Raw genomic sequence first — 14845 nt, 5'->3', positions numbered from 1 at the left:
CGCTGTTGAGTTCTCAAGGAACGGACACTTCCTTCGGACCGCCTTCCAGCGGACCCTCCGGGCGTTTCGCTCTTTCGTGTTCCCAGCTTATCAGATCCGAGTCCGTGCTCTTCACCGACTTGCTTTCTTCACTACCTTGTCGGAACCGGCCTGACGGCCCGTCCGACGTTTCAAACCTTAGCCGATCCCCGCTCCGAAAAGCGAATCCGGCGCCAGTCCGAACGCAATTCCTATAAACGCGCACGCCGAATTCGCACAGGGCCGCGACAAGACGCGACCCAGCCCGAGCCGGGAGGTGGTGTTTCAAGGGATTGGCCGCCCCGGGACCGTCCGCGCGGTTCGCTCGTCCGGTGCTCCCTGTCAGGCAACTCGGAGAACATTACACGTCGGACCCGTCGGGTTCAAGGGGCAGCTGGAAGGCCAGCACCGCGACGTCGTCGTCGTGCTCGGCGGTGACGCCCATGGCCCGCAGCAGGCGGGCGCAGACGACCTCCGGGCCGCCCGCCGCGCCGGCGAGGGTGCGGGCGAGCAGGTCGAGCCCGTGGTCGATGTCCTCGTCACGGCGTTCGACGAGACCGTCGGTGTAGAGGACGCCGGTGGTCCCGGGCAGCAGCTTGAGGGTGTGCGAGACGTGGCAGCCGCTGCCGGTGCCGAGCGGCGGGCCGTTCTGCTCCTCGCTCTGGAGGACGCTGCCGTCGGGGCAGCGCAGCAGCAGCGGCAGGTGCCCGGCGGAGGCGTACTCCAGCGTGCCGGGCGCCGGGTCCCAGACGGCGTAGGTGCAGGTGGCGATCTGGTTGGCGTCGATCTCCATGGCGAGGCCGTCGAGCAGACCCATCACCTCGTGCGGGGGCAGGTCGAGCCGGGCGTAGGCGCGCACGGCCGTCCGGAGCTGGCCCATGACGGCGGCGGCGCGCAGGCCCCGGCCCATGACGTCGCCGATGACCAGGGCCGTCCGGCCGGCGCCGAGGCGGATGACGTCGTACCAGTCGCCGCCGACCGCGGCGTCGGCGCCGCCGGGCTGGTAGGTGGCGGCGACCCGGAGGTCGGCGGGCTGTTCGAGCTTCTGCGGGAGGAGGCTGCGTTGCAGGGTGACGGCGGCCTCGCGCTGCCGGCGCTCGGCGTCGCGGACCCGGGTGGCGGCCTGGACCTGGTCGGTCACCTCGGCCGCGTAGATCAGCAGGCCGGCGGGCGGGCGCGGGCCGGGCCGGGGGTCGAGGGCGCCGAGCGGCGGGTCGGCGGGGGCGAGCGGGACGCAGGAGACATTGTAGTAGCGGCTGCCGGCCGGCCCGAGGATGCAGCGCGCCTTGACGCTGCGGGGGCGGCCGCCGCGCAGGGCCTGGTCCATGAGGGGGAGCACGCCGAGGGCGGTGAGCTCGGGGAGTCCGTCGGCGGCGGGCAGGCCGGCGGTCCGCTCGCCGAAGAGCTCGCGGTAGGCGTTGTTCGCGTAGCCGAGCTGGTGGAGCGGACCGTAGGTGACCGCGACGGGGGCGGGCAGCCGGTCGAGGACGCCGCGGAGTTCGTACAGCTCGTGGATCTCGCGGTGGTCGAGGGCGACGGTCGCGGTGGCCGGGTCGCGGGGGCCGGGGAGGGGCAGGGGTTCGGTGGCCGTCGAGGTCGGGGCGGACGGAGCGGTGCGCCTCGGGGCTCCGGTGAGCCGGGCGCTCCAGCGCATGAGGTTCAACGTCGGCCGCTTCCTCGGGTGGGGGCTGGTCGGTTTCTGAGTGGTCATCACATGATGTGCTCGGGGCAGCACGGGCCGTGATGATCGGCTGGGCAGATCCTGTCAGGCGGAGGTGTCGTTTCGGAAGTCGTATCGCCGGTCCGGCGCATTCGCTACAGACCGGCGTACGCGGGGGCGCTAGGGGCGCTCCAGGAAGCCCGACTCGAACTCCGCGCGCGGGTGCTCCACGGCGCCGAGCGAGACGACCTCGCGGCTGAAGAGCCCGCCGAGGACCCAGTCGGTGAAGACCCGGACCCGGCGGTCGAGGCTGGGCAGTCGCCGCAGGTGGCGAGCCCGGTGCAGCCACCAGGCGCGGCGGCCGGTGAGCCGGCCGCGGCGGGTGTGGGCGACGGCGCGGCCGAGGCCGAGCGAGGTGGAGCAGTGGATCCGCTCGGGCCGGTACGCGGTCGGGTCGCGGCGTTCCAGATCGGCCAGCAGGTTCTCGGCGAGGAGCCGGGCCTGGGCGAGCGCGTGCTGGGCGTTGGGGGCGCACAGCGCACCTTCGGCCGCCGGGTCCGGCACCGCCGCGCAGTCGCCGGCCGCCCAGGCGCCCGCGAGCGGGGTGCCGCCGGGTCCGCGGACCTGGAGGGTGGGCAGGCAGCGGACCCGGCCGGTGGGGTCGAGCGGGAGGTCGGTGTCGCGGAGCAGCGGGGCGGGGCGGACGCCGGCCGTCCAGACGAGGGTGCGGGCGGCGAAGCGGCTGCCGTCGGAGAGGGCCATGACCTGGTCGGCTGCGGACTCCAGGGTGGTGCCGAGGTGGACGTCGATGCTGCGTTCGCGCAGTTCGGCGAGGGTGTGGGCGGCGAGGTCGGCGCTCTCCTGGGGGAGGATCCGGTCGGTGGCCTCGACGAGCACCCAGCGCAGGTCGTCGGCGGTGAGGTTGTGGTAGCCGCGGACGGCGTAGCGGGCCATGTCCTCCAGTTCGGCGATCGCGCCGACGCCCGCGTAGCCGGCTCCGACGAAGAGGAAGGTCAGGGCGGCCTGGCGGAGTTCGGGGTCGCGGGTGGAGGAGGCGAGGTCGAGCTGTTCGAGGACGTGGTTGCGGAGGGCGACCGCCTCCCCGACGCTGCCGAAGCCGAGGCCGTGGTCGGCGAGGCCGGGGACGGGGTCGGTGCGGGAGACCGAGCCCGGGGTCAGGATCAGGTGGTCGTAGCCGAGTTCGGTGGGTTCCGGGGCGGCGCCGCGGGGGGCGGTGTCAACCTGGGCGGTCCGGCCGGCGTGGTCGATCCGGGTGATCCGGGCGGTGAGCACGCGGCACTGCGGGAGGACCCGGCGCAGGGGCACGACGACGTGGCGGGGGTCGATGCTGCCGGCGGCGACCTCGGCGAGCAGCGGGTGGTAGGTGAGGTACGGCTGCGGCTCGACCACGGTGATCTCGGCGTCCCCGGTGCGCAGTCGGGGGGCGAGCGCCTGTTGCAGTACGAGCGCCGCGGCCATGCCGGCGCATCCGCCGCCGACGATGAGAATCCTGATGGGGCACCCCCTGCCGTCCGTGGGCCGTGTGACCTGTTTCACGTCCCGCCGGGACGCCCTCCAATGAGGCAATGCGCGGGGTGCGTTTGTCCACAGGGCGAACGGGATCGGATGGGCCGGATGTGGCGGAGGTTGCCGCGCGGGACGGGTGCGGCGGTGTCGGGTCGCCGGAGGGCGGCTGCCGGCCGGTGGAGGAGCGGCGGCGGTAGGTCCGCTTCTGCCACGAACTCGCCTGAACTATGGTCGGATTGTGCCCCGTCAAGGTCGGGGTCGATCGACCCGGCGGCCGACTGGCCGGCGGGGAACTGGGGAAGGGTTAGTCCGCACCTGTTGAGTGGCGGACGGCTTGGGGCCGCACCGGGGGGTGCGGAAGGTTCGGGCGGGCGCCGTCGGCGTCCGCGGGGGAGGGTTGAAGTGACGGATCAGGAACGTCTGGCGGGCGGCGTGGTGTCGCCGGTGCACGGACGGATCGGGGCGGGCCACGGCTCGGTGCCGGAGCAGCGCGGGCCCGCCGGGTCCGAGCTGGTCGCAACCGGCCCGGGGACGGGGCGGCCGGGACGGCTGCGGGTGGATGCGCGGCGCAATCTGGAGAGCGTGCTGCGGGCGGCCCGCCAGGTGTTCGGCGAGCTTGGCTACGACGCGCCGATGGAGGAGGTGGCCCGCCGGGCCGGCGTGGGTGTCGGCACGGTGTACCGGCGCTTCCCGAGCAAGGAGGTGCTCGTCCGCCGGATCGCCGCGGAGGAGGTCGCCTGGCTGACGGCTCAGGCCCGCGAGTCGCTGTACGGCGGCGGGGCTGCGTGGGAGTCGCTGGCGGGCTTCCTGGGCCGGGCGGTCGCGTCGGGCGCGGGGCGGCTGCTGCCGCCGGAGGCGTTCCGGTACGCGGTGGAGCTGGGCCGGGTGCCCGAGCAGCGCGGGCCGGAGGTGGTGGCGGAGCCGTCGGCCGCTGCCGGGCCGGGTGCGGCGGACGCCGATCCGCGGCTGCTGCTGCAGTTGGTGGCGGCGCTGGTGGCGCGGGCGGCCGCAGCGGGTGAGCTGCGTCCCGGGGTCAGCGTCTCGGACGTGGTGCTGGTGCTGACGGCGGCCGTCCCGGTGCACGCACTGACGGCTGTCCCGGACGGCGCCGAGCCGACGGAGGGTCAACCCGGCGATGCACCGGCGCAGCGGCTGCTGCAGATCCTGTTGCAGGGTCTGCAGGCTCGCTGAGCAAGGGAGTTGGGGTGGTGCGGGCGTCGCCCGCACGGCCCGTACGAGTGGGTCGCGGCAGGTCCGGCTTCCGGCCGGCGCTGTGCTATGCAATCCTTTGCCCGTGCTTGGAGCCATTGTCCCGTTGCGCGGTGTTCCCGCAGCTCGCTGCGGCCGCGCGGCCGCCGGGGTGCGGCGGTGAGCGCCGAGGAGCGCGGTGAGCCGGGGGCCGGTGCGGGCCCGTCCGGCCAGGTGCCGGACCAGGCGGGTGCGCCGTTGCGCGAGTCGCTGGCCGGCCGGGTGCCCGGTCAGGCCGCGGCCGGCCGGGGCGGTGTGACGCCGGAGGCCTTCATCGGCGAGGAGCCCCCGGCGCGGGCCGTGGTGCCCGCGCCGGCGGATCCGGTGGACGGTGAACGTCCCCCGTCCGATGCCGAGTTGACGGCACGGGTACGTGCGGGGGACGACACCGCGTACGAGGAGATCTACCGCCGGCACGCCGAGGCGGTGCGCCGCTATGCGCGGACCTGCTGCCGGGACAGCTTCACCGCGGAGGACCTGGCGGGCGAGGTGTTCGCCCGGACGCTGCAGGCGTTGAAGGCGGGTCGCGGGCCGGAGTTCGCGGTGCGCGCCTATCTGCTGACGGCGGTGCGCAACGTGGCGGCCGCGTGGGCGCGGACCGAGCGGCGCGAGCAACTGGTCGACGACTTCGGCTCGTTCGCGCAGGGCACGGCGGGTGCCGCGATCGACTGCGACCTGGCGGACCCGGGTGCGGACGCCTGGGCGATGGCGCTGGCCGACCAGCGGATGGTCATGCGGGCGTACGCCGGGCTGCCGGAGGACGACCGGGTGGTGCTGTGGCACACCGAGGTCGAGCGGGAGTCGCCGAAGGCGGTCGCGGTGATGCTCGGCAAGACGGCGAACGCGACCGCGGTGCAGGCGCACCGGGCGCGGGACCGGCTGGCCGCGGCCTTCCTGCAGGCGCACGTGTCGGGCAGCCAGGAGCAGGGGTGTGCGGCGTACGCGAACCGGCTCGGTGCGTACGCCCGCGGGTCGCTGCGCAAGCGGGCCTCGGCGGAGGTCGGCCGGCACGTGCAGGGGTGCGCCCGCTGCACGGCGGCCTGTGTGGAGCTCACGGACATCAACCACAGTCTGCGGGCGGTGCTGCCGGGCGGTGTCCTGCTGTGGGTCGGTACCGGGGCGTTCGCGAAGGCGGCCGCGGCGGGGGCGGTGCTCGGCGGTGCCGCGGTGGCGGGTGCGGCGGGTGCCGCGGTGACCGGTGGGGCTGCTTCTTCCGGGGCGGCCGCGGCGGGCGGTGCCTCGGCGGGCGGTTCGGGCGGTGCGATCGGGGCGGTGGCCGGTGAGGGGCTGGGGGTCGCGGCGAAGGCCGGGATCGCGGCGAGCGTGGCCCTGGCCGCTGCGGCCGTGGCTGCCTGGGCGCTGAGCGGTCCGGACGTGTCGCCGGAGGCCGCGCCGCGGGCGGCCGTGGTGTCGTCGGCGCACCCCCCGGCGGTGCAGCCGCCGGGGCCGACGCCGTCGGAGAGTCCGTCGCCCGAGGTGCGGCCGGTGGAGCCGGCGCCGCCGCGGCGTTCGCCGCTCGCCGCGCCGGTCGTCCCGTCGCCGAGCGGGTCGGCGACGGTGGAGCCGCCGTCCCCGGTGCGGACCCCGGAGCCGTCGAGCCCGGTTCCCGAGCCGCCGTCCCCGGAGCCCACGCCCACCCCGAGCCCGACGCCCACGCCGTCGGCCACCGCGTTCTGGCTGGACGACCTGCCGTTCGCCGGATCCGGGCGCCGGGACGCCGAGGACGAGGGCCGGCCGAGCATCCGGCGCGGCGGCGGGGCGCTGGCGCGGCGCCCGGGGCTGTGGATGGCCGGCCAGTGGTACCGGCATGCGCTGAGCGTGCACGTGCCGTCCCGGTTGGCGGTGGACCTGAACCGCAGCTGCACCGCGTTCGACGCGGTGGTCGGGCCGGACGACCTGGCGGTGGGGCGCGGCAGCGTGGTGTTCGGCGTGCTGGGCGAGGACGGTTCGGTGCTGTGGAGCTCCGGTCCGGTGCGGGCGGGCGGGCGGCCGGTGCGGGTGCACGCGCCGCTGGCGGGCCAGCGCTCGATCCGGTTGGTCGCCGAGCGGGCGGAAGGCGGCTTCGCGCTGCTGGACGTCGCGGACTGGGCGGACGCCCGGCTCACCTGCTGAGGGCCGGCCGGCGGCGGGCACGGGCGGCATGCGGACGCCCGGCCGTCCTTCGGGGGAGGGCCGGGCGCCGTGGGTGGTCGCGGTGGTGCCGGGTCAGACCGCGCAGCTGCCGTCGGCGCAGGCCGCGGCGTCGTCGTCGGGTCCGGTGCCGGGTGCGGGGACGAGGGCGCCGGTCTCCTCGGCGACCTGCTGCAGGACGCGCAGGAAGGTGTCCGCCTCCTGGCCGCCCTGTACGGCCCAGCGGCCCTCGAAGACGAAGGTCGGCACGGCGGTGATGCCGAGCGAGCGGGCCCGGTCGAGCTGGTCGCGGACCTCCTCGACTCCCTCCTCGCCCGTGAGGTAGCCGGCCACCCGCTCGCCGTCCATGCCGGCGGCGACGGCGATCGCGGTGAGTGCCGTCCGGTCGCCGATGTCGGTGCCGTCGGTGAAGTGCGCCTTGAGCAGGCGTTCCTTGACGTCGGCCTGGACGGCGGCGCCGTACTCCGTCTCGGCGAGGTGGAGCAGGCGGTGGCCGAGGAAGGTGTTGGCGTGCAGGGCGGCGTCGAAGTCGTAGGTGATGCCCTCGGCGGCACCGAGCTCGGTGACGCGGGCGTCCATGGCGACGGACTGCGGGCCGTACCGCTCGGCGAGCCAGGCGCGGTGCGGGCTCGCCTGCTCGGGGGCGTCGGGCACCAGCTGGTAGGGCCGGTAGACCACTTCGACGCCGTCCTTGCCCGGGAAGCGGTCCAGCGCCTGCTCGAAGCGGCGCTTGCCGATGTAGCACCAGGGGCAGGCGATGTCGGAGTAGATCTCGACCTTCATGGGGGTGCGGCTCCTGTTCGGGGGTGGGGCGGTGGGCGGGCGCGCGGGGCCCGCCCACCAGGTTGAACGGTCAACCGTCCGTTCTGCATTCCCGCCCGGTGTTCCCGACCGGTGCTCCAGCTCTGCGTTCCCGCCCTGCCTTCCCGTCCGGCGACGCGCGGGCCGCGGTCACGCCCCGGGTCAGCCGTCGTGCGAGGCCAGGGCCGTCCGCGGCAGGGCGAGGCAGAGCAGGCCTGCGGCCGCGAACACCCCGACCACCCAGGGCAGCACGGTCGTCATCGCCGGGCCGGGGCCGTCGCCGGCGTGCTGGAAGAACAGCGTCGCGAGGGTGGCGACCCCGAGCGCGCCGCCGAACTGCTGGGCGGTGGAGAAGATCCCGGACGCACCGCCGGCGGTGTCCGCGGGAACGGCCGACAGCACCACGTTGACCAGCGGGACGACCAGGAAGCCGAGTCCCGCGCCGGCCACCAGCAGGCCGGGGACGAGCGGCCAGGCGCCGGTGTGCGCGGCGGCCGCACCGGAGACCGCGTGCCCGATCCACGCGCAGCCCCCTGCCATCAGGACGGCTCCGGTCAGCAGCACCAGCCGCCCGTACCGGACGGCGAGGCCGTCGGCGACCGGGGCGGTGAGGAAGCCGCCGACCGAGAACGCGGCGGTGACCAGGCCCGCCTGCATCGGCGTGTAGCCCTGGCCGAGCTGCAGCCAGATCGCGAAGGCCAGGAAGAAGCCCTGCATGGCGACCGAGAACAACAGCTGCACCAGCAGGCCCACCGAGAACGCCTTCAGCCGGAACGCCCGGGCGGGCAGCAGCGGCGCCGTGCGGCCGCCCCGACGGGACTCGACCAGGGCGAGCCCCACCACGGCGGCGACGCCCGCGGCCAGGCAGAGCCAGCCCCAGAGCGGCCAGCCGTTGCTGCGGCCCTGGACGAGCGGCAGCACCACCGCGACCAGCCCGGCCGCCAGGACGGCGCTGCCCACCAGGTCGGGGCGGGCGGCCGAGCGCTCGCGGTCGGCGGGGACCAGCACCGCGCCCGCGGCCAGGCAGACCACGGCGATCGGCACGTTCACCAGGAAGACCGTCCGCCAGCCGAGGCCGAACAGGTCGGCGTCCGTCAGCACGCCGCCGAGCAGCAGGCCGATCCCGGAGGCGAAGCCCGCGACCGCGCCGTACATGCCGAAGGCGGCGCCGCGCTCCTTGCCGTGGAAGAGCGTGCGGAACGACCCGATCACCTGCGGGGTCAGCACGGCGGCGGCCACGCCCTGCACGGCGCGGGCGGCGATCAGCTGGCTGGGCCCCTGCGCGAGGCCGCAGGCGAGGCTGGCCAGGCCGAAGGCGGCGGTGCCGGCCAGGAAGAGCGTCTTCCGGCCGTACCGGTCGCCGAGGTGGCCGGCCACCACCAGGGTGGCGGCGAAGCCCAGCAGGTAGGCCGAGACCAGCCACTGCAGGTCGGCCTCGGAGGCGTGCAGGTCCCGGCCGACGGACGGGATCGCGACGTTCACGATGGTCACGTCCAGCAGGTCCATCAGTGCCGCGGTCGTCATCACGGCCGCGGCGGCCCAGCGACGGGGGTGCGGCACTGCCGGCGGGCTGTCGGCGGTGGGTGCGAGTGCGGTCATCTCTCCTGCCCTCCAGGAGTCGGGGGCGCAGGGCCGGGGCGCGGGTGGCTGCGCGGGATGGTTATTTCGTTCACCCGAACGAAAGACTTGCACAGAGCCCGAGCGCGCCACAAGTCTTTCGTTCGGCAGAACTAAATATTCGGCCCGTCGAAGGACTCCGCTAGGCTGGCCCCATGCCCGAGCAGCAGCGCCCCACCACCGCGGCACAACCGGCTCCCGGCGCCGACCACGACCGCGACGTGGTGCTGGCCCGGATCTACGAGGTCGGCCGCGAGTCGAGCGCGGTGACGGTGATGTTCCACTCCGCGATCGCCGAGAAGGCCGGGCTGGGCGCCACCGAGTCGAAGACCCTGGACCTGCTCCAGCGCAGCGGACCGCTCACCGCGAAGGAGCTCGCCGAGCGGTCCGGGCTGGCGCCGGCCTCGGTGACCGGCCTGGTGGACCGGCTGGAGCGCAAGGGCTTCGTCCGCCGGGTGCAGCACCCGACCGACCGGCGCCGCGTCCTGGTGGAGCACCGGCCGGAGGCGCTCGGCCGGCTGGCCGAGCTGTTCGAGGACTGGGGCCGCGAGGTCGGGGAGCTCTGCGAGGGGTTCAGCACCGAGGAGCTGGAGGTCGTCGCGCGGTTCCTGACCGGCAGCACCGCCCGGCAGCGCGCCGCGGCCGCCCGGCTGACGGACCGGCCGACCGACTGACCACCTGCCCGACCGCCTGCCTGCTTGCCTGCACGCCTGCACGCCTGACGCAGTGGCGGGCCGGCGTGCCCGCGGACCCGTACGGGTGCTCAGGCCGCCGGCGGGGCGGGCACCACCAGTACCGGGCAGTTCGCGTGGTGGACGGCCGCGGTGCTCACCGAGCCGAGCAGCAGCCGGCTGAATCCCCCGTTGCCGCGGGTGCCGACGACCAGCGTGTGCTGGCCCGCGGTTGCGGCGAGCACGACCTCGATGACGCTGCCGAGCACCACGTACAGCGAGAGCTCCCCGCCGTACGGCCGCGGCCGGGCGGCCTGCACGGTGTCCACCGCGCGGCGCAGTCCGTCCGCCATGCTGCCGGCCAGCAGTTCGATGCTCGGCTGGACGAGTTCGACCATGCCGGGCGGGTAGCCGGCGGGCGAGGGGTTGACGACGGCCAGCACGTACAGCGGCAGGCCGAACAGCTCGGCCTCGGTCATCGCCCGGTCCAGCGCCCAGAGCGAGCCGTCGGAGCCGTCGCAGGCCGCGAGGATCCCGGGCCGGGCCGTCGGGGGCGGCTCGTCGAGCACGGGCAGGGGGACCATCGCGGCAGCCACCCGGTCATGATGCCGGGTCAGCCGCCCCACGGGTGCGACGGACGCGCCGGGGCGCGCCGCCGCGCCCGCACCGTCCCGGAGCGGGCAGCGCCGGGAAGGGGTGGCGTCCGCGCGGGGCGGCGGTGGTCAGGCCGGGCGGGCCAGTGCCTTCCGTTCGACCGGCGGCAGACCCGTCCAGCAGGAGCCGTGCCGGCGGGCGGCGACCCGGCGCAGCCAGAGTTCGGTGGCGACCAGGTCGGCGAGGCCGGCCAGGGTGTCGGGCGGCAGGTCGCGGCCGGGTTCGGCGGCCGAGGCGAAGGTCTGCCGGACGGCGGGCAGGTCGATCAGCCCGGCGTCGGCGAGCAGCGGGCGGTGGAAGAGCTCGGCGAGGCCGTCGGCGGCGAGCCGCAGTCCGGCGCGGGCCTCGTCGGCGCGGTCGGGGCGCGGGGTGCGGCCCCAGTCGGCGGGGAGGTCCGTCCGTCCTGCGCCGGTGAGGATCGAGCGGAGCAGGGCGGGCCGGGCGCCGGGCTGCAGCCGGGTGTCGTCGGGCAGCAGGCGGGCGGCCCGGACGACCTGGTTGTCGAGGAACGGGGCGTGCAGGCGCTGGCCGCGCTGTTCGGCGGCCTGCACGAGGGTGCGGTAGGCGGTGGCGTGCCGGTGCAGGGCGAGCCGGGCGCGGCGGGCACCGGGGTGTTCGACCGGGACGGGGCCGCGGGCGGCGATCCGCAGCCGCTGGGCGACGGTGGTGAGCGCCTCGTCGGAGAGCCAGCGGGCGGCCGGGCCGGGGACGCTCCAGGCGAGGTCGGCGGCGGAGCTGGCGCCGGCGGTGCCGGCCGGTTCGGCGAAGTGGCGGACGGTCAGCCGGACGGCGAGGTCGTCGAGGGCGTCGGCGTAGTCGGCGCGGGCGAGCCGGTGGGCGGCGCGGAGCACGGTGACCGGGGTGCGGACGGTGCCGGTGAGGGCGCCGGCGGTGGCCCGGTCGGCGCCGGCCAGCGCGGCGACGGGGGCGAGGAGTTCGCGGGTGCGTCCGCTGCGGACGAGGTCGGCGAGCCGGGCGGGGTGGCCGTCGAGGACCTGGCGGGCGCCGTAGCCGGTGAGGTGGTCGGTGCCGCCGGCGCGGAAGCGGGCGGCGAGCCGGGCGGCGGCGGTGAGGGCGGGGCCCGGTTCGTCGGTGAGCGGACCGGCGAGCGGGTCGTCGCCGAGCCCTGCGTACGGCAGGCCGGGCGGGACGACGACGTGCCGCAGCCGGGGTGCGTCGACGGCGAGGGCGAGCCGGTCCTCGTCGCCGTGGGTGACGGCGGTGAGGGCCTCGCCGTTCCCCTCGGCGGGTTCGGCGGCGGGCCGCCGGGCCCAGGAGCCCTTGACGGCGCCGGTGCGGGCGGGGGCGGCGGGAGTGCGGGCGGGTGCGCGGCCGGGGCCCGGCGCGAGCGGGACGGCGGCGGCGAGCAGCGCGACGGTCGCGGAGGCGGTGCCGTACGAGAGGTCGACGCCGAGCCGGGGCCGCTCCGGACCGCCGTGCGGGTCGGAGGTGCCGGTGGTGGTGCGGACCCGGCAGCGGACGGCCTCCAGCAGCGCGCGGGTGAGTTCGCGGACGGCGGGGGCGTCCTCGCGGCGGCCCGGTCCGGGCTCCTGCTCGTACCCGGCGAGGTAGGGCCGCCCGCCGCGGATGCCGAGGCTGTGGCCGGGCGGCACCCGCAGCACTCCGGCGTACGGGGTGCCGTGGCCGAGCGCCTCGGGGGACTCGGGGCAGGCGAGCAGGGCGGCCAGGTGGCCGGTGTCGACCGGGGCGCCGATCAGGTCGGCGAGCGGGAGGGCGGCGGTGGCGTAGGCGGTGCCGCCGCGCCATGGGGTGTGGAAGACGGGCTGGGCGCCGGCGAGGTCGGTGAGCAGCACGGTGGAGCGGGTGCCGCTGCGCAGGACGGCGGTGTAGCTGCCGGGCCAGCCGGTGAGGTGGCGGACGGCGCCGCCGCGGGCGGCGGCCAGGCCGGCGGCGAGTTCGGCGTCGGTGGCGCCGCAGCGTCCGAGGACGGCGAGCCGGGTGGTGGCGGGGGTGTCCTCGGGTTCGGGGTGGTCGGGGCGGGGTGGGCCCGAGGTGACCACGGGGTCGGCGCCGGGGCGGAGGGTGACGAGGCGGATCTCGTCGGGCCGCCAGTCGCCGACCGCCCAGAGCGGGTTGGGGCCGGTCCACAGCACGGTCCCGGCCAGCGGGCGGACGCCGTTCGGGGAGGGGTCGCCCGCGCCGTGGGGCTCTCCGCTCCAGCCGGTGAGCCACCGCATCGCGCCTCCGCCTGACGAGGGGTCGGGCGCACGGGGTGTCCCGAAGGGCGGTGCGCCGCAGGAGACATCGTGCCACCGGTTGTGCGGCGTGTGACCCGAGTTGCAGCAGTGGATCACGCGGATGAGCGGCGTCCTCGGCGGCGGCCCGGTACGTCGTCGGCGCATCGGGGCGTTCGGCGGGCGCGGCGGGGAGCGGTCGGCGCGCCGGCGCGGCACCCGCGGCACGGCCGGGGCACGTCGGAGCCGGTCAGCGGCGCGACAACGGGCGGAGCAACGGGCGACGGCGCGGCGGCAGCACCAGCGGCAACGACAACGTGGCGACGGCAGCGGGGCGACGACGGGACGGCTGCCGCGGGGTGGTGCGGCTCGGCCGGCGGACGGGCCGGCCGAGCGGCGGGGTGCCCCGCGGGCGGGACCGGGCCGCCCCCTCCGTGGCCCGGGCCGTCCCCTGTCGCCTCGTGGCATGGACATCGCCGAATGGCCGAAAGGCGTCGCACTGCCCGGGAGGGCATCCGCATGCCCTCCCGGACCCACCGCTGCCCGCGGGGATGCGGCAGCGGTCTCCCCCGGCCCGCCGGGTCCTCGACGGCGGGCCGATCCACGGGGTCCAGCGAATCGCCCACCTGCCGCTGCGGGCAGGGGGCACGGGCGGGCGCACGTCGGCACGGGACCGGAGCACGGGAGTCCGGCCCGGAGCACGGCGGAGCGGGCTCTTCCGCCGCGGGGCGGACGGACCGTCGCCGACAGGCCGTTGGTGCGCGCGATCGCGCCATCCGGAATGCGGCCTCTTAACCCTCGGAACCCGTCCGACTACGCTAGGTGCAGTGGGTGGCCGCAATACGCGCGCCACCCTCCGCGCAGGACCTCGCCAGGGGGTGCCACCGCCACCATGTCCGCCAGTTCACGAGGGCCGAACGAACGGCTCGGCGCACTCCTGTCCCTCGCCCAGATCAGCAACGCCGGCCTGGCCCGCCGGGTCAACGACCTCGGCGCGCAGCGCGGTCTGACGCTGCGCTACGACAAGACCTCGGTGGCGCGGTGGGTCACCAAGGGCATGGTGCCGCAGCGGCCGGTGCCGCACCTGATCGCGACGGCGCTCGGCAGCAAGCTGGGCCGCCCGGTGCCGCTGGAGGAGATCGGCCTCGGCGACACCCAGCCGACCCCCGAACTCGGCCTGGAGTTCCCGCGCGAGGTGCCGGAGGCCGTCCGTTCGGCGACCGAGCTGTGGCGGGTCGACCTGGACCTGCGCAGAGGCCCCGGCGGCGGCCGGTGGAGCGACAGCCTGGCCGGCACCTTCTCGGTCTCGGCGTACGCGACGCCGGTCTCCCGGTGGCTGATCACCCCGGCGGACGGGTCGGTCGCGCGGGAGGCCGCGGCGGCGGACCGCTCCGGCCACCGGGTGGGCCACTCGGACGCGGCGAAGCTCCGCGAGGCCGCCCAGGAGGCCCGCCGCTGGGACTCCAAGTACGGCGGCGGGGACTGGCGTTCCTCGATGGTGCCGGAGTGCCTGCGGGTGGAGGCGGCCCCGCTGCTGCTCGGCTCGTACACCGACGCGGTGGGCCGGGCGCTGTTCGGCGCGACGGCCGAACTGACCCGGCTGGCCGGGTGGATGGCCTTCGACACCGGCCAGCACGAGGCCGCGCAGCGGTACTACATCCAGGCGCTGCGCCTGGCCCGGGCGGCCGGGGACGTGCCGCTCGGCGGGTACGTGCTGGCGTCGATGAGCCTGCAGGCGGTCTACCGGAACTTCCCCGAGGAGGCGGTGGACCTCGCGCAGGCCGCGCTGGAGCGCAACCGGGGGCTGGCGACGGCCCGCACGATGAGCTTCTTCCACCTGGTGGAGGCCCGGGCGCAGGCCAGGGCCGGCAACGCGGCGGCCTGTGCGACGGCCCTGGTCGCCGCGGAGGGGGCGTTGGACCGCTCCCGGCCCGGCGACGCCGACCCGACCTGGATCGACTTCTACACCTACGACCGGCTGGCCGCGGACGCCGCGGAGTGCTTCCGCGACCTCGGGATGCCGTCCAAGGTGCGGCAGTTCACCCGCGAGGCGCTGGCCAGGCCGACCGAGGGCTACGTGCGCTCGCACGCGCTGCGGCTGGTGGTGTCGGCGATGGCCGAGGCCGAGGCGGGGGACCTGGACGCCGCGGTGGCCGCCGGGGAGCGCGCGGTGGACGTGGCCGGACGGATCTCCTCGCAGCGCAGCCGCGAGTACGTGCTGGAGCTGCTGCGCCGTCTGGAGCCCTACCAGGACGAGCGCCGGGTACGGGAGTTGACGGAGCGCGCGCGGCTGGTGCTGACCGCCTCGACCTGAGGCCGCCGCG

The 14845-nt window shown here is 76.4% G+C and carries 9 protein-coding genes and 1 pseudogene; 4 read left to right on the top strand and 6 right to left on the bottom strand.

All coding sequences use genetic code 11. From position 1 onward, the window contains the following. Positions 1-391 precede the first annotated feature (391 nt). Together IE98_RS0122040 and IE98_RS0122035 are read right to left on the bottom strand one after the other, a co-directional pair. Positions 392-1681, bottom strand: a pseudogene (locus tag IE98_RS0122040) (PP2C family protein-serine/threonine phosphatase); the annotation flags it as partial. A 177-nt stretch (positions 1682-1858) separates the two neighbouring features. Next, positions 1859-3157: an FAD-dependent oxidoreductase gene (locus IE98_RS0122035; protein ID WP_030271464.1), complete on the bottom strand. Its 1299-nt coding sequence runs from the start codon at positions 3155-3157 to the stop codon at positions 1859-1861. 450 nt (positions 3158-3607) lie between these two features. Here IE98_RS0122035 and IE98_RS51020 point away from each other — a divergent pair, with 450 nt between their 5' ends. Further along, positions 3608-4396: a helix-turn-helix domain-containing protein gene (locus IE98_RS51020; RefSeq protein ID WP_420706210.1), complete on the top strand. Its 789-nt coding sequence runs from the start codon at positions 3608-3610 to the stop codon at positions 4394-4396. Positions 4397-4573: 177 nt separating this feature from the next. Further along, on the top strand, positions 4574-6565 hold the full coding sequence (locus tag IE98_RS52005) for a sigma-70 family RNA polymerase sigma factor (RefSeq protein ID WP_030271460.1): 1992 nt from the start codon (positions 4574-4576) through the stop codon (positions 6563-6565). A 93-nt stretch (positions 6566-6658) separates the two neighbouring features. Here the strand turns inward: IE98_RS52005 and IE98_RS0122020 are convergent, their stop codons facing one another. Then, positions 6659-7366, bottom strand: a complete 708-nt coding sequence (locus IE98_RS0122020; protein ID WP_030271457.1) for a DsbA family oxidoreductase — start codon at positions 7364-7366, stop codon at positions 6659-6661. Positions 7367-7546: 180 nt separating this feature from the next. Continuing rightward, positions 7547-8983: an MFS transporter gene (locus tag IE98_RS0122015; protein ID WP_030271452.1), complete on the bottom strand. Its 1437-nt coding sequence runs from the start codon at positions 8981-8983 to the stop codon at positions 7547-7549. 173 nt (positions 8984-9156) lie between these two features. Between IE98_RS0122015 and IE98_RS0122010 the strand changes: the two genes are divergently transcribed. Beyond that, complete coding sequence (locus IE98_RS0122010; protein ID WP_030271450.1) at positions 9157-9675, top strand: MarR family winged helix-turn-helix transcriptional regulator; 519 nt, start codon at positions 9157-9159, stop codon at positions 9673-9675. 89 nt (positions 9676-9764) lie between these two features. Here the strand turns inward: IE98_RS0122010 and IE98_RS0122005 are convergent, their stop codons facing one another. Beyond that, positions 9765-10268 (bottom strand): universal stress protein, encoded by a 504-nt coding sequence (locus IE98_RS0122005; RefSeq protein WP_159401013.1) that lies wholly within the window; start codon positions 10266-10268, stop codon positions 9765-9767. Positions 10269-10394: 126 nt separating this feature from the next. After that, complete coding sequence (locus IE98_RS0122000) at positions 10395-12524, bottom strand: asparagine synthase-related protein (protein WP_030271447.1); 2130 nt, start codon at positions 12522-12524, stop codon at positions 10395-10397. 889 nt (positions 12525-13413) lie between these two features. Here IE98_RS0122000 and IE98_RS0121995 point away from each other — a divergent pair. Continuing rightward, the gene (locus IE98_RS0121995; RefSeq protein WP_030271446.1) at positions 13414-14835 is read left to right on the top strand and encodes a hypothetical protein; all 1422 of its coding nucleotides are present in this window, start codon (positions 13414-13416) and stop codon (positions 14833-14835) included. The last annotated feature ends 10 nt before the right edge of the window (positions 14836-14845 follow it).

It is taken from the genome of Streptomyces sp. NRRL B-24484, assembly GCF_000717715.1.
Lineage (GTDB): Bacteria > Actinomycetota > Actinomycetes > Streptomycetales > Streptomycetaceae > Kitasatospora.
Note: the sequence above shows the minus strand (reverse complement) of the source record. Positions and strands in the feature narration are given on the sequence as shown.

Coding starts and splice junctions, on each gene's coding strand:
- IE98_RS0122035 (WP_030271464.1), bottom strand. CDS start 3,157: ATGGCCGCGGCGCTCGTACTGCAACAGGCGCTCGCCCCCCGACTGCGC.
- IE98_RS0122020 (WP_030271457.1), bottom strand. CDS start 7,366: ATGAAGGTCGAGATCTACTCCGACATCGCCTGCCCCTGGTGCTACATC.
- IE98_RS0122015 (WP_030271452.1), bottom strand. CDS start 8,983: ATGACCGCACTCGCACCCACCGCCGACAGCCCGCCGGCAGTGCCGCAC.
- IE98_RS0122010 (WP_030271450.1), top strand. CDS start 9,157: ATGCCCGAGCAGCAGCGCCCCACCACCGCGGCACAACCGGCTCCCGGC.
- IE98_RS0122000 (WP_030271447.1), bottom strand. CDS start 12,524: ATGCGGTGGCTCACCGGCTGGAGCGGAGAGCCCCACGGCGCGGGCGAC.
- IE98_RS0121995 (WP_030271446.1), top strand. CDS start 13,414: ATGTCCGCCAGTTCACGAGGGCCGAACGAACGGCTCGGCGCACTCCTG.